Here is a 12,882-nt window from a genome sequence, read left to right on the forward strand (position 1 = left end):
CGGCGGCGTGCGACACCGGGCCGACACCCTCGCCGCGACGCCGGTCAGGCTGGCGCCCGGTGTCGACGCTCGTCAGTCCCAGGGCGGCGCAGACGCTCGGCAGCATGGCAGACGCCGCCCGCGCATACCCCGCGGGTGACGGGTGGAACCGGTCGATGCTGAACATCTCCTGCGGACGCTGGACGAAGTCCGGTCCGATCAGGTCACCGAGCGAGACGGTGCGACCGCCCGCCTCGACGACGGCGACGGTCTGGGCGGCGGCGAGGTCGCGGCTCCACCGGCGGGCGATCTGGCGCAGTGGCGGTGCGATCGGGCGCACGACGCCCAGGTCCGGGCAGGTTCCCACCACGATCTCCGCCCCGGCGGCGCGCAGCACGGTGACCGCCTCCGACAGGTGGCCGACGGCCAGCACCCGATCGAGCCGGTGGGTGACGTCGTTGGCGCCGATGAAGATCATGGCCACGTCGGGGTCGGGAAGGCGCTGCAGCCCGAGGACGACCTGGTCGTCGAGGTCGGGGGACTTGGCGCCGCTCACCGCGACGTTGACCAGGTCCACCGGGCGTCCCGTGAGGGCAGCCACGCCGCCCGCGATGATGGCGCCCATGGTCTGCTCCGGCCGCTGGCAGCCGACTCCCGCCGCCGAGCTGTCTCCGAGGACCAGCATCCGGAACGGCTCCCCGAGACCGGATCCGTAGCGCCCGTCGTCGTCGGGTGCGTCCGCGACCGGGTCGCCCACGGCGCGGCGGGCCAGCGTCGCCTCGGCCTTGAGCACGCCGTAACCCAGCAGGCCGACCGCTCCCGCACCCGCCGCTCCCAGACCGCCGCCGAACGCCGCGGTTGCGGCGATCTTGCGCGCCCGCCTGGCCCTACCCATGTCCTCGCCTCACGTCCTCGTGATCGTGCGCGTCCCCGACGCACATGGTCTTCCCTCACCGTATCCCGAGGGTGGGGTGTCCTGTCGCATGGATAAGGCAGCCCGGCGGCCGGACGGTGACCGGCGAGGAGAGGCCACGGCGCGAGCCCGTCATACGCGAGCATCGTGGTGATCTGAGACGATGACCAGCGTGAAGTATGCCGAGCACATCGCCGACCTCGTCGGCCACACGCCCCTGGTCAAGCTGCAGTCCGTGGTCAAGGACTTCGAGGGCAAGGACGTCGCCGCGACGGTCCTCGCCAAGGTGGAGTACCTCAACCCCGGCGGGTCGGTGAAGGACCGCATCGCCCTGAAGATGATCGAGGCCGCGGAGGAGTCCGGCGAGCTGAAGCCCGGCGGCACCATCGTCGAGCCCACGTCGGGCAACACGGGCGTCGGCCTGGCCCTCATCGCGCAGCGCAAGGGCTACCACTGCGTCTTCGTCTGCCCCGACAAGGTCAGCGAGGACAAGCGCGCGGTGCTCGAGGCGTATGGCGCGCGCGTGGTCGTCTGCCCCACCGCCGTCGCGCCCGACCACCCCGACTCCTACTACTCGGTCAGCGACCGGTTGGTCAGCGAGATCGACGGCGGGTGGAAGCCCGACCAGTACTCCAACCTCAACGGCCCTGCGTCGCACTACGAGACGACCGGCCCCGAGATCTGGGACGACACCGAGGGCAAGGTCACCCACTTCGTCGCCGGCATCGGCACCGGCGGCACGATCACCGGCACCGGCCGCTACCTGCGCGAGGTCTCGGCCGACCGTGCGGGTGGCCGCGTCCAGATCGTCGGCGCCGACCCCGAGGGCTCGGTCTACTCCGGTGGCACCGGCCGGCCCTACCTGGTCGAGGGCGTCGGCGAGGACTTCTGGCCGAGGGCCTACGACCCGAAGGTCGTCGACGTGATCATCGCGGTCAGCGACCACGACTCCTTCGACATGACGCGCCGGCTGGCCCGCGAGGAGGGACTGCTCGTCGGCGGCTCCTGCGGTATGGCGGTCGTCGCCGCCCTGCGCGCGGCTCGCGACCTGCCCGCGGATGCCGTGGTCGTGGTGATCCTGCCCGACAGCGGGCGCGGCTACATGTCGAAGATCTTCAGCGACGACTGGATGTCGTCCTACGGATTCGTTGACGCCCCCTCCGAGCGCACCGTCGGCGAGATCCTCCGCGGCAAGTCCGGCGACCTGCCGGACCTGGTCCACACCCACCCCAACGAGACCGTGCGCGACGCGATCGAGATCCTGCGCGAGTACGGCGTCTCGCAGATGCCGGTGGTCGGCGCCGAGCCGCCGGTCATGGCGGGCGAGGTGGCCGGAGCAGTCAGCGAACGCGACCTGTTGGCAGCCCTGTTCGCCGGTGCGGCCCACCTCGCCGACCCGGTCGAGAAGCACATGGGCAAGCCGCTGCCGCTCGTCGGTGCGGGAGAGCCGGTGGCGACGGCGCGGCATACGCTCGAGGAGTCGGACGCGGTGATGGTGATCGAGGGCGGCAAGCCGGTGGGCGTCCTGACCCGCGCCGACCTGCTCGGCTTCCTGGTGGAGTAGCGCTCAGCTGCCCGCCCCCGCGCGGGCAGTCAGCCGGCGTGGATCGAGCCGATGCGGATGTTGTTGCCGAACGGGTCGCGGATCGCGAAGTCCGTGCCGTAGGGCTGTTCCATCGGCTCCTGCGTGATGTCCGCACCGGCGGCCTCGATCTTCGCGAACGTGCCCTGCACGTCGTCGGTCGTGAAGGCCAGCCACCCGCCGCCGGCGCCCTTGGAAACCAACTCGCGCACCTGGGCCGCGGTGGCCTCGTCGTGGGCGGGCAGGCCCGGCCGCTCCAGTAGGATCTCCTTGCGGTCGCCTGGCACGCGCACCGTGAGCCAGCGCATCGGCCCGAAGTTCACGTCGGCAGAGACCTCGAGGCCGAGGACCTCGGTGTAGAACGTCAGCGCCTCGTCCTGGTCGAGCACGTAGATGGACGACAGGTTGTTGCGGGTCAGCATGGTCGGCTCCTGAGGTGTGAAGTGGTGAGTGGAACGCTACGCACCCGGCCTCCCCGATGCTTCTCCAAAAGTGCTCGATCCACCCGCGGAGTTGCTGGCGAATGGCGTCACCGAGCACGCCATCACCCAGCAGCTCCTGAGGCGGGTGGGATCTAGGCTTGCTGGAGTGAGCCGGGACCAGGAGGACACCAACCGCCGGCTGCTGCGCGCGCGGGACCGGATCGACCGGAAGTATGCCGAGCCGCTGGACGTCACGCAGCTCGCCGCCGTCGCCTACCTGACCCGTTCCCACTTCATCCGAGAGTTCAAGCGGGTCTTCGGCGAGACGCCCTACCGCTATCTCCAACGCCGACGTGTCGAACGCGCGATGTTCCTCCTGCGCCACACCGACCGAAGCGTGACCGACGTCTGCACCGCCGTCGGTTTCACCTGTCTCGGCACCTTCAGTCGCACCTTCAGCCAGATCGTCGGCCAGTCACCCTCGGTCTATCGTGCGGCCGTGGCGGAGGAGAACCGGGTCGCCCCGACCTCCTTCGCGATGCGGTGGTCCCGTCCGGTGGGCGGGCGGGAGAAGGAGGAACGGAACGGGTGACGTGGGCGAGGCGTCAAGTCCTCGAAAGTCGTTGCGCCCGTGTGGGCCCGCCGTGACATGCTCCTGGCATGGACGCATCGATGAGCATGGTGACCCTGGGCGTGCGGGATCTGGAGACCTCGCGAAGGTTCTACCTCGACGGACTCGGCTGGAGCCCCGCCATGGAGGTCGCCGGTGACGTCACCTTCATCCAGGTCGGGCCCGCGATGCTGCTGGGACTGTGGAGCCGCGCCAAGCTCTCCGACGAGGCGGGCGGGCTCTACCAAGGCGATGAGGCAGCGCCGATCTCATTGGCACACATGGTGGCCGACCCCGAGTCGGTGGCCCGCGTGCTGGACGATGCCACCCGTGCGGGTGGTGTGCTGATCGCGCCTTCGACCGAGCGTGAGTGGGGCGGCGTGACGGGATACTTCGCCGACCCGGACGGCTACCGGTGGGAGGTCGCCTACAACCCGTCCACCGACCCGGTGCTCGGCCCGATCCTCGGCCCGGGCGCAGCCGCCGCCCGTCAGCGCTAGGGCAGCGGCGGGATCGCAGGCGGCTTGAGGGCCGGCGTCCTGGCGAGGAGTCGTTGCACCTGCGCGATCGCCCGGTCGAGCTGGACGTCGCGGCCGGCGACGTGGTCCTGCGGGGCGACCGGCACCTCGATGTCGGGGTCGACGCCGTGGTTCTCGACGCCCCAGCCGAACCGCTGGAACCAGAACGAGTAGCGCGGCTGCGTCACCTTGGTGCCGTCCACCAGGGTGTAGCGCCCGTCGATACCGATGACGCCACCCCACGTGCGGGTCCCGATCACCGGGCCCAGCTCCAGCGCACGGATCGCGGCGGTGACGATGTCTCCGTCCGAGCCGGCGTGCATGTCGGTGACCGCGACCATCGGTCCGCGGCGCGCGTCCCCGGGGTAGGACATCGGTTCGTAGCCACGGACCGTGCTCCAGCCGATGATGCGACGCGCCAGCTTCTCGATGATCAGCTCGGAGATGTGCCCGCCCCGGTTGCCGCGCACGTCCACGATCAACGCGTCCCGCCCGACCTCGGTGCGCAGGTCACGGTGCAGCTGCGCCCAGCCACCCGAGACCATGTCCGGGATGTGCACGTAGCCCACCGCGCCATTGGTCCGGGCGTGGACGTAGTCCCGCCGCCCGTTGGCCCAGTCCTGGTAGCGCAGCGGGAACTCGTCGGCGGTCGGCACGACGACGGCCGCCCGCACCGCGCCTCCGTCGGCCGGCTGGATGGTGAGCTCCACCGGCTTGTTCGACGCGCCGAGCAGCAGCGATCCCGGGCTGCGGGTCGCCGAGGTCTCGCGACCGTCGACCGCCAGGATGACGTCGCCGGCCCGCACCGCGACACCGGGGGCGGCCAGCGGAGAGCGCGCCCGAGGTTCCGAGGACTCCCCGGGTATGACGCGCTGGACCCGCCAGGCTCCGCGCTCGTACGCCAGGTCCGCGCCGAGCAGCCCCTGCCGAGAGCCCTCTTCACCGGGCTCGGACGGCGGGGTGCAGTAGGCGTGCGACGAACCGAGCTCGCCCTGCAGCTCCCAGATGAGGTCGACCAGGTCGTCGTGGGTCGCGAGCCGCGGCAACAGCGCCGCGTAGCGGTCGCGAGCACCGTCCCAGTCGACACCGTTCATGTCGGCGCGCCAGAAGTGGTCGCGCATCAGCCGCCAGGCCTCGTGAAACATCTGCGTCCACTCGGCGGCGGGCTCCACTCGGACCCGCACCCGGTCAAGGTCGACCTCGACCCGCTCGGGAGCGTCGTCCTCGACCTTGCGAGTGGCCGGCAGCACACGCAGGGTGTCGCCGTCCGACACGACCAAGCGGGTGCCGTCGCCACTGACCTGTATGCCGTCCGCGGCCTCCGCGAGCGTCTGCACGGTCCCCGTGGTCAGGTCGAGGTGCTCGAGCGTGGCGCGGGGTTGGTCGTCGTCGACGTGGGGCAGGTCGGATCCGAGCTCGCCGTGCAGCGGCTCCTTGCGCCAGACCAACCCGCCGGCGACGGCGCGCAGGTCGCTGTAGCGGGCACCCTCCACCGGGGTGGGCACGATCCGTTGGTGCAAGCCCTCGCGGTCGACCGTGGTGGTCGGCGGCGTGGGCTGCGCCGCGCCGTCCTGGTCTCGCTTCTCGGAGTCGGGTCCGCCCTCGTCCGTGGGCTTCTCGAGTGGTCGCCCACCGACGAGCGGGGCGAACGGTGAGGGGGTGGTGGCCTCCAGCGGCACCAGGTGGGGCCGGCAACCACGGGGGAAGGACAGGTCGAAGACGACGGCGTCGTATACGGGGTCGAGGCTGCGCACCGACAGGAAGGCGAGGTGCTTGCCGTCGCGGGTGAAGGTCGGCTCGGTGTCGGTGAACCGCAGCGGTGTCACGTCGAACGCGGTCGCACGAGCGCGCCCGATCTCGACCATCCGGATCTGCCTGAGCGGTTCGGCGCCGGGCGCCGACCACGCCAGCCAGCGCGAGTCGGGGGAGAAGGCCAGTCCGGACAGGTCACCCTGGGTCGTGGTGTCCACCTGCTTCAGCCGGGCAGTCCGGCTGATCGGCTCCGTGGGGACCTCGACCACCAGGAGACGGCCGTCGTGCGTCGCGAGCGCGACCCGCTTTCCGTCGGGGGAGGCGGCCAGCTCGAGAACCCGTCCGGCCTTGCCCGGCCCGATCAGCCGCTCGGTGCTCGTCCCGTCGACCCTGCCGACCTCCACCGCGTCGTCGCCGTCGGCATCGGTCACCCAGGCGACTCGACCGGTGTCGCCGAGCACGGCCGGAAGTCGACGGCGGACGGTGGACGCGTCGGCCAGCGCCCGTGCCGGTCCGTCGCGGTGCGTCAGCCAGATGATCCGGCCCCTCGTCTCGATCGCCGATGCGCGTGCGGTTCGGTCGGTGCTGATGGTCTCCAGCTTGCCCGCAGTGGTTTCGACCACCTTCGGTGCCAAGCCGACTCGGGCGCCGCCGAGGCGGACGTCGATCCGGCGTGGCTCGGAGCCTGGCGCCAGCGAGTCGAGCAGGTAGAGCTCTCCACCGGACACATAGACGACCTGACGGCCGTCGCCGCTGGCGTGCCGCGCATACAGCTCGTGGTCCGTGTGTCGCTCCAGCGAGGCGACGCCGGGGTTGCGACGCTTGCCGAGGAGCGCGCTGTAGACCTGGCCGCGGCCGTCGTGGTCCGAGATGAAGCCGATGCGCGTCCTGCCGTCCTCGGTGGTCGTCCAGAGGGGGCTCACCAGGCTCGACTCGAGGCCGGAGAGGAGCCGGGTGAAGTCGCCGCTGCCGTCGCGGTCCAGCCACAGCTGGGCGGCGGTGCCACCGCGGTAGTGCTTCCACCACGCGGGCTCGACGGTGGTGGTCGTGGAGAGCAGGGCGCCGCCGGCCAGACCGTCGACCGGGTGGAGGGCGAGATCGTGGGCCCAGCCGAGGGGCAGACGCCGGCTCGGGCTGCCGTCGACCGGGACGGCGTGGGCGAATGAACGCGGCCGGTCCGCCTCTCCGGTGGTGCTGACGACGAGCACCTCGGTGTCGGAGAGCCATCCGCAGACCCTGGTGTGGTCCTGTCCCCAGTAGGTCAGCTGGGTGGAGGTGCCGCCGTCCGTCGGCGCGATGTAGACCTCGCTCGACTGGTTGCGCGCCGCGGTCCAGGCCACCAGTCGGCCGTCCGGTGAGAGGCGGGGCGACCGGGCGGGCACCTGGTCGGCGCTGACCCGGTAGGCCCTCCCTCCGTCCCGGCTGGTGACCCAGATGTCGTCCTCGGCCACAAAGGCCAGCTGCTCGCCGCGGACGTGGGGGAACCGGAGGTAGGAGTGCGCTGTCATTCTCGCGACCCTAACTGCCTCGGCCCGGCCTTGGAGCCGAACGGATCTCTCAGGCTCGGCGACGGTGCAGGGTGACAGGGGTGCGCAGGCGGGGGAGGAGGGCTCTCGCCCGGGAGGCCAACGTCCAGGTGGCCGTGAGAAGTCCACGGCGTTCCCCGGCCAAGCCCTCGTGCCGGATCAGCCCGGAGACCAGCGCCAGCACCACGAGGTTGGCCGGCAGGAAGGCGAGGGCGGCCCATCGGCTGCCCGCGAAGTTGAAGACGGCGACGACGAGCAGGTCGACGAGGACGACGGCCTTGAACCAGCGGCACGACGCGAGGCTGAGCCCTTCGACCGCGATCTGCGCGGCGCTGGCCGCGCGAACGGTCAGGCGCAACCGGCCGCGCGTCGGTCCCGTTCCCCCGAGGCCCGGTGACCGACGCGTGGTCGGTGCTGGTGCGCTGACGCTCACGTGTCGAGCCTCCCCGAAGCCGCGGGTGCTGCCCATCGGTGACGACCCGGAGCGAGACCCCACGCGACCCTGAGCCGGATCCGGGGTCGGGCCAGCTCAGTTCCTCCTGATCGGTGGGAGACCGCGGAGGTCTGCTGCCCGCGGGGAGGTGGGGCCTGCGCCTGACCCGTGGGGGAGACTGGCCCGGTGAAGGAGCAGAGGGCGAGGGTGCGGTGCGCGGTCCTGGACGACTACCAGGGGGTGGCGCTGTCCATGGCGGACTGGTCGTCGGTCCTCGACCAGGTCGAGGTGGACGTGCTGTCCGAACATCTCCGGGAGGACGAGCTCGTCGCGCGGATCGCCGGCTGCGCCATCCTCGTGGTGATGCGGGAACGGACTCCGCTGCCGGCCGGGTTGCTGGCGCGGCTACCCGAGCTGCGGCTCATCGTGACGACCGGCATGGCCAACGCGTCCATCGACACCAAGGAGGCCGCTTCTCGCGGGATCGTGGTCTCCGGCACGCCGAGCCGCTCGGAGCCACCGGCCGAGCTGACCTGGGCGCTCCTGCTCGGCCTGGCCCGGCAGGTGGCTCCAGAGAACGCAGCCTTCCACGAGGGCGGACCGTGGCAGAGCAGCGTCGGGCAGGACCTGTGCGGGCGCCGGCTAGGCCTCCTGGGCCTCGGCAAGATCGGCAGCCGGGTCGCAGCCGTCGGCCTTGCGTTCGGCATGGACGTGGTCGCCTGGAGCCCCAACCTCACCGCCGAGCGGTGCGCCGAGCGCGGCGTCGCGCTGGCTCCCTCGAAGCTGGAGCTGCTGCGCACGAGCGACTTCGTGTCGATCCACCTGCGGCTGGGTGAGCGCAGTCGCGGCCTCATCGGAGCGCAGGAGCTGGCGGCGATGAAGCCGACCGCCTACCTCGTCAACACCTCACGGGCCGGGACCATCGACCAGGACGATCTGCGGGAGGCCTTGCGGCACAACGTGATCGCCGGGGTGGGGCTCGACGTCTTCGAGGACGAGCCGGTGCCCCTCGAGGACGAGCTCCGGGGGCTGCCGAACGTGCTGGCCACACCACACCTCGGCTACGTGACCCGGCGCAACTACGGCGAGGCCTACTTCCCCCACGTCGTCGAGGACATCCGGGCCTTCCTCGACGGCGCGCCGGTGCGTCAGCTGGTCTGATCGACACCGCCACGGTGCAGCCAGGTCAGCAGGTCCGGCGGGGCAAGCTCCCTCGTCCGGGCCTGGTAGCGGTCGAGCTCGTCCGGGCTGAGCACCTCCCGTCCGGCCCCTGACCTGCCGCGGCGGAAGAAGGCACCGGGGTCCTTGAGCACGCCGGACCGGTCGGGGATGACGGCCGGTGCGACGGCCCGCATGCGCTCGAAGGTCGCTGCCTCCACGAGTTGCGGCCACTCGTCCACCGCCACCTCGATCCGGAGCAACGCTGCGATCCGGCGCATCTGGCCCTCCAGGTCCCGACTCAGGTCGTCGTAGTGCACAAGTGCGATGTTGGGCTGGTGCCGGCGCGACCACGCGTCGGACAGGTGCCACAGGACGCCGGGCAGGGAGTCCATCGAGTCCTGGGGGCACACGTCCCGCTCGATCCAGGCGAGCAACCAGTCGTGCAGCGGCGGCCGGGGAGCCGGCGGCCTCGCCGGCTCCTGCTGTCCGGTGAGCTCGCGGAGCCGTTCGCGGCTGATGTTGGAACCCTGGTGGTAGAGCGACACCGCCATGTCCAGCGGGTGCCGGGCCACCACGAGGTAGGTGGCGCGCGGGTCGAGCACGATCCCGTCCAACGGCGTGTGGGTCTTGATGAACCGGCGGTGCGACTGCCCCGCGAGCCTGGCAAACACCGACCGCTGTGGTTCGACCAGCCAGTCCAGCCACGGCGACAGGTCGCCCAACGGTGCAGGCAGCTGGGGCCTGCGGAACACCAGCAGCGCGCAGATCATCTGCATCCACGTCGTGCCGCTCTTGGACCGCGTGCTGATCACGATGTCGCCGTCCCGGAAGGGGAAGTGCAGCCACCGGGCACTGTCCTCGTCCGGCGAGCGGTAGCGGATCGGGGCGGTCACAGCGTCTCCGGCATGATCGTGGCCGCGAGCACGGCTCCCAGCTCGCGACAGGCCTGCAGCCCTGTCCTGTCCGGTCCTCCCATCACGATCACCGGGTCGGCGGCGGGCTCCCAACCGAGCGCCCCGGCAATGCTGGTGATCGCCCTGACCGCACCCTCGGTCCCCTCGTTGCCGTGCACGTACACGCCATACGGGCGCTTGGTCGTCGCTTGAAGGCAGGGGTAGTAGATCTGGTCGAAGAAGTGCTTCAGCGCCCCGGACATGTAGCCGATGTTGGCTGGTGTGCCGAGCAGGTAACCGTCGGCCTCCAGCACGTCCACGGCCGTGGCGGCGAGCGCTGGGCGGACGACGACGTCGACCCCCTCGATCTGCTCGTCGTGTGTTCCCGCGAGCGCAGCCTCGAGCATGGCCTGCATGCCGGGCGACGGGGTGTGGTGCACCACCAGTAGGCGATTGGCGGTGGCCGACGGGAGGGGTGAAGACATGGTCGAACACTATGGCGCGGGGCAACCCGAGTACCTCCGGCGGGGTATGTCGGGTTGCGCTCTGCAGTGGATGCCCGTGTCCGGCGAGCGGAGCAGGATGGGGCGCATGGACACGACGACAGCCCGTCCGTTTCGCTTCGGCGCCGTGGTCGGCACGCCGGACGACCTCGCCCGGTGGCCCACGATGGCCCAGGAGGTGGAGTCACTCGGCTACACGACGCTGTTGCTGCCGGACACACTCGGCACACCATCGCCGTTCGCGGGTCTCGCGGCGGCCGCGGTCGTCACCACCACACTGCGCGTCGGCAGCTGGGTGCTCGCCTCGCCGTATCGGACGGTCGGCGAGGTGGTGCGTGACGCCTCGACGCTGCAGGCCCTCTCCGGTGGCCGGTTCGAGCTCGGCATCGGCGCGGGCCGTCCCGGCGGAGAACGGGATGCGGAGGACCTGGGCATGGTGTGGGGTAGCCCCGGCGCGCGCGTCGATCGGGTCGAGCAGGTCATCACGGCGGTGCGAGAACAGGTGTCGCCGGTGCCCAGGATCGTGGTTGCGGGCTCGGGGCCGCGAATGATGCGGATCGCAGGCGCCGGCGCTGACACGCTGGCGATCGCGGTGTCTCCGGTGGCCGATGCCGAGGCGGTGCGCGACGTGGCGCACCGGGCGAGACAGGCTGCGGGCGACCGGACGGCGGAACTCGAGCTGAGCCTGCAGATCACCGGGTTCGGCGACCAGATTCCCGAGTGGATCTCGCAGCGGATGGGTATGACGGCCGCCGACCTCATCGCGGCGGGTGCCGCGGGCGTGCTGAGCAGGGACATGCCGAAGGCGGTTGCGTCCTTGCGTCACCTGCGCGAGGTGGCCGGTGTCAGCTACATCACTGTGCCGGGCGGATTTGCGCGGGCGTTGGCGCCGCTGGTCCAGGAGCTCACCGGCACCTGACCCCGCGCGTCGCGACGACGCCTGGAGTTGCTGGTGTTCCGCGTCACGGACGACGCGATTCGCCAGCAACTTCGCGGCGGCGACGGCGGGGTGGGGGTGGGGCTGGAGGGAGCGCTTGGCAGGATGGCGCGGTGGGATTCAGCCAAACCGAGCTCGAACGATTCCGCGGCCGGACCGTCCCCGACCTGGTCGGTCCCGGGCTGCGATTGCTCTTTGTCGGGATCAACCCCAGCCTGTGGACCGCCGCCACCGGCGCGCACTTCGCCCGTCCGGGCAACCGCTTCTACCCCGCGCTCTGGCGGGCGGGCATCACCGACCACCTGATCGACGCGTCGTTGGGCATGGCACCGCAGGACCGGACGCACCTGCTCTCGCGCGGCGTCGGCATCACCAACCTCGTGGCCCGGGCGACGGCGCGAGCCGACGAGCTGACCAGCGAGGAGCTGCGTGAGGGCGCGCGCCACCTGGTCGACTTCGTCGCCGAGCACGAGCCGGTCGTCGTCGCGGTGGCGGGGATCACGGCATACCGCAAGGCTTTTGCCGCACCACGAGCACGCATCGGACGGCAGCCGGAGCCCCTTGCGGGCGCGGCGGTCTGGGTGGTGCCCAACCCGAGTGGGCTCAATGCCCACGAGACCGCCGAGACCCTCGGGGATGCCTACCGGGCGCCGGCCGTCGAGGCCGGCGCCGTCCCTCCCGCTCGTTAGCTGCGGCGAGAGCGGGCGGCGGGCGGCGCACTTTCGTCGCAACTAGCGGGTGGCCTCCTCGAGCAGCTGCAGGATGTGCCGGTAGGGCTTGCCGGTCGCGCGGGTCATCCCGATCTCACAGGTCCGGTTGGACGAGGCGTATGCCGGGTGGCCGGCTCCAGGAGGCCCGTCACCACCGGGCGCCTCGGGACCGTCCATCACCGTGGCGTCAGGCTCGCCGGCCCGCGGTCGAGCCAGCTCGGCGGCCTCCGGGGCGGTGGCCGAGGCAGTCAGCTCGGGGTGGAGCAGGCCGCGGTCACCGGCGAAACCGCAACAACCCCAGTCGTTCGGGACGACGACCTTCGGTGAGATGAACCGAGCGACGAGCTCCATCGCCTGCGTGGTGCCCATCTCGGTCGAGGAGCACGTCGGATGCAGCACGATCGTCTCGATCGGAGAAGTCACCGTGAGGCGAGGCAGCAGTCGTTGCGCGGCGAAGACGACGGAGTCGACGACTTCGTGGCCCAGACCGTCCACGCCGTCGGCCAACATTCCCTGCAGCCCGTGGGTGCAGGACGAGGCGTCACAGACCACCGGCAGGCGACCGGAATCTGTCGCCGACCTCAAGGCAGGGACCACGCGCTCGCGCATCACCGCGTAGCCGTCCAGCTGACCCTTCGACTTCCACGGCGTGCCGCAGCACAGGCCGTCGATGCCGTCCGGCGTCCGCACCTGCACCCCGGCCCGGTGGCACAGCACCGCGAGCGCCTCGGCGGCCGAATCACACTCTGGTGGTTCGGGGCCGAACATCGTGCCGATGCAGGCCGCGAAGAGCACCGCCTCGGGTCGTGGCGGGTCGAGCCGTTGCCGCCGCCGCCCCGACGCCGGCAGCCGCTCGTCATACAGCGGAACGTCGTCGTCGCCCAGCACGGCCCGGGCGGCGCGGGTGAGTCCGGTCGGCACGGCAGCGGGCACTGCCTGCGCG

At 71.4% G+C, this 12,882-nt stretch carries 13 protein-coding genes; 6 read left to right on the plus strand and 7 right to left on the minus strand.

Going from position 1 to position 12,882, the window contains the following annotated elements:
- On the minus strand, positions 1–874 hold an 874-nt coding region (locus tag FRW57_RS09290), incomplete at its 3' end, for an SGNH/GDSL hydrolase family protein (RefSeq protein WP_152185874.1).
- Between the two features lie 190 nt (positions 875–1,064).
- On the opposite strand from FRW57_RS09290, the gene FRW57_RS09295 reads away from it, so the two are divergent.
- Positions 1,065–2,456 carry a cystathionine beta-synthase gene (locus FRW57_RS09295; protein ID WP_137120030.1) on the plus strand — a complete coding sequence of 464 codons (1,392 nt, stop codon included), beginning with the start codon at positions 1,065–1,067 and terminating at the stop codon, positions 2,454–2,456.
- Positions 2,457–2,485: 29 nt separating this feature from the next.
- Here the strand turns inward: FRW57_RS09295 and FRW57_RS09300 are convergent, their stop codons facing one another.
- A complete protein-coding gene (locus tag FRW57_RS09300; protein ID WP_137119882.1) occupies positions 2,486–2,896 on the minus strand; it encodes a VOC family protein in 411 nt (136 codons plus the stop codon).
- A 166-nt stretch (positions 2,897–3,062) separates the two neighbouring features.
- Here FRW57_RS09300 and FRW57_RS09305 point away from each other — a divergent pair, with 166 nt between their 5' ends.
- Together FRW57_RS09305 and FRW57_RS09310 are read left to right on the plus strand one after the other, a co-directional pair.
- Positions 3,063–3,488, plus strand: a complete 426-nt coding sequence (locus FRW57_RS09305) for a helix-turn-helix domain-containing protein (protein ID WP_137119881.1) — start codon at positions 3,063–3,065, stop codon at positions 3,486–3,488.
- A 68-nt stretch (positions 3,489–3,556) separates the two neighbouring features.
- The gene (locus tag FRW57_RS09310) at positions 3,557–4,006 is read left to right on the plus strand and encodes a VOC family protein (RefSeq protein ID WP_137119880.1); all 450 of its coding nucleotides are present in this window, start codon (positions 3,557–3,559) and stop codon (positions 4,004–4,006) included.
- Here FRW57_RS09310 and FRW57_RS09315 read toward each other — a convergent pair.
- Together FRW57_RS09315 and FRW57_RS09320 are read right to left on the minus strand one after the other, a co-directional pair.
- Entirely contained in the window at positions 4,003–7,284 is a 3,282-nt protein-coding gene (locus FRW57_RS09315; RefSeq protein ID WP_152185875.1) for a S41 family peptidase, read from the minus strand. The genes FRW57_RS09310 and FRW57_RS09315 overlap by 4 nt on opposite strands.
- A gap of 49 nt (positions 7,285–7,333) precedes the next feature.
- Positions 7,334–7,735: a hypothetical protein gene (locus tag FRW57_RS09320; protein ID WP_137119878.1), complete on the minus strand. Its 402-nt coding sequence runs from the start codon at positions 7,733–7,735 to the stop codon at positions 7,334–7,336.
- A 186-nt stretch (positions 7,736–7,921) separates the two neighbouring features.
- Between FRW57_RS09320 and FRW57_RS09325 the strand changes: the two genes are divergently transcribed.
- Positions 7,922–8,896: a D-2-hydroxyacid dehydrogenase family protein gene (locus tag FRW57_RS09325; RefSeq protein WP_238384457.1), complete on the plus strand. Its 975-nt coding sequence runs from the start codon at positions 7,922–7,924 to the stop codon at positions 8,894–8,896.
- Here FRW57_RS09325 and FRW57_RS09330 read toward each other — a convergent pair.
- Together FRW57_RS09330 and FRW57_RS09335 are read right to left on the minus strand one after the other, a co-directional pair.
- Positions 8,884–9,789: a sulfotransferase domain-containing protein gene (locus FRW57_RS09330; RefSeq protein ID WP_137119877.1), complete on the minus strand. Its 906-nt coding sequence runs from the start codon at positions 9,787–9,789 to the stop codon at positions 8,884–8,886. The genes FRW57_RS09325 and FRW57_RS09330 overlap by 13 nt on opposite strands.
- On the minus strand, positions 9,786–10,274 hold the full coding sequence (locus FRW57_RS09335; RefSeq protein ID WP_137119876.1) for a flavodoxin family protein: 489 nt from the start codon (positions 10,272–10,274) through the stop codon (positions 9,786–9,788). The genes FRW57_RS09330 and FRW57_RS09335 overlap by 4 nt, the downstream gene beginning before the upstream one ends.
- A gap of 106 nt (positions 10,275–10,380) precedes the next feature.
- On the opposite strand from FRW57_RS09335, the gene FRW57_RS09340 reads away from it, so the two are divergent.
- Positions 10,381–11,211: an LLM class flavin-dependent oxidoreductase gene (locus FRW57_RS09340; RefSeq protein ID WP_162308102.1), complete on the plus strand. Its 831-nt coding sequence runs from the start codon at positions 10,381–10,383 to the stop codon at positions 11,209–11,211.
- A 131-nt stretch (positions 11,212–11,342) separates the two neighbouring features.
- Entirely contained in the window at positions 11,343–11,918 is a 576-nt protein-coding gene (gene mug, locus FRW57_RS09345; protein ID WP_137119874.1) for a G/U mismatch-specific DNA glycosylase, read from the plus strand.
- Between the two features lie 42 nt (positions 11,919–11,960).
- Here the strand turns inward: mug and FRW57_RS09350 are convergent.
- On the minus strand, positions 11,961–12,882 hold a 922-nt coding region (locus FRW57_RS09350; RefSeq protein ID WP_203230281.1), incomplete at its 5' end, for a (Fe-S)-binding protein.

The sequence above is a fragment of the Segeticoccus rhizosphaerae genome (genome assembly GCF_009192725.1).
GTDB classification, from domain to species: Bacteria; Actinomycetota; Actinomycetes; order Actinomycetales; family Dermatophilaceae; genus Segeticoccus; species Segeticoccus rhizosphaerae.

Excerpts from the sequence above, each read along its gene's own strand:
- FRW57_RS09300 (WP_137119882.1), bottom strand. The coding sequence starts at position 2,896 with ATGCTGACCCGCAACAACCTGTCGTCCATCTACGTGCTCGACCAGGAC.
- FRW57_RS09310 (WP_137119880.1), top strand. The coding sequence starts at position 3,557 with ATGGACGCATCGATGAGCATGGTGACCCTGGGCGTGCGGGATCTGGAG.
- FRW57_RS09315 (WP_152185875.1), bottom strand. The coding sequence starts at position 7,284 with ATGACAGCGCACTCCTACCTCCGGTTCCCCCACGTCCGCGGCGAGCAG.
- FRW57_RS09335 (WP_137119876.1), bottom strand. The coding sequence starts at position 10,274 with ATGTCTTCACCCCTCCCGTCGGCCACCGCCAATCGCCTACTGGTGGTG.
- FRW57_RS09340 (WP_162308102.1), top strand. The coding sequence starts at position 10,381 with ATGGACACGACGACAGCCCGTCCGTTTCGCTTCGGCGCCGTGGTCGGC.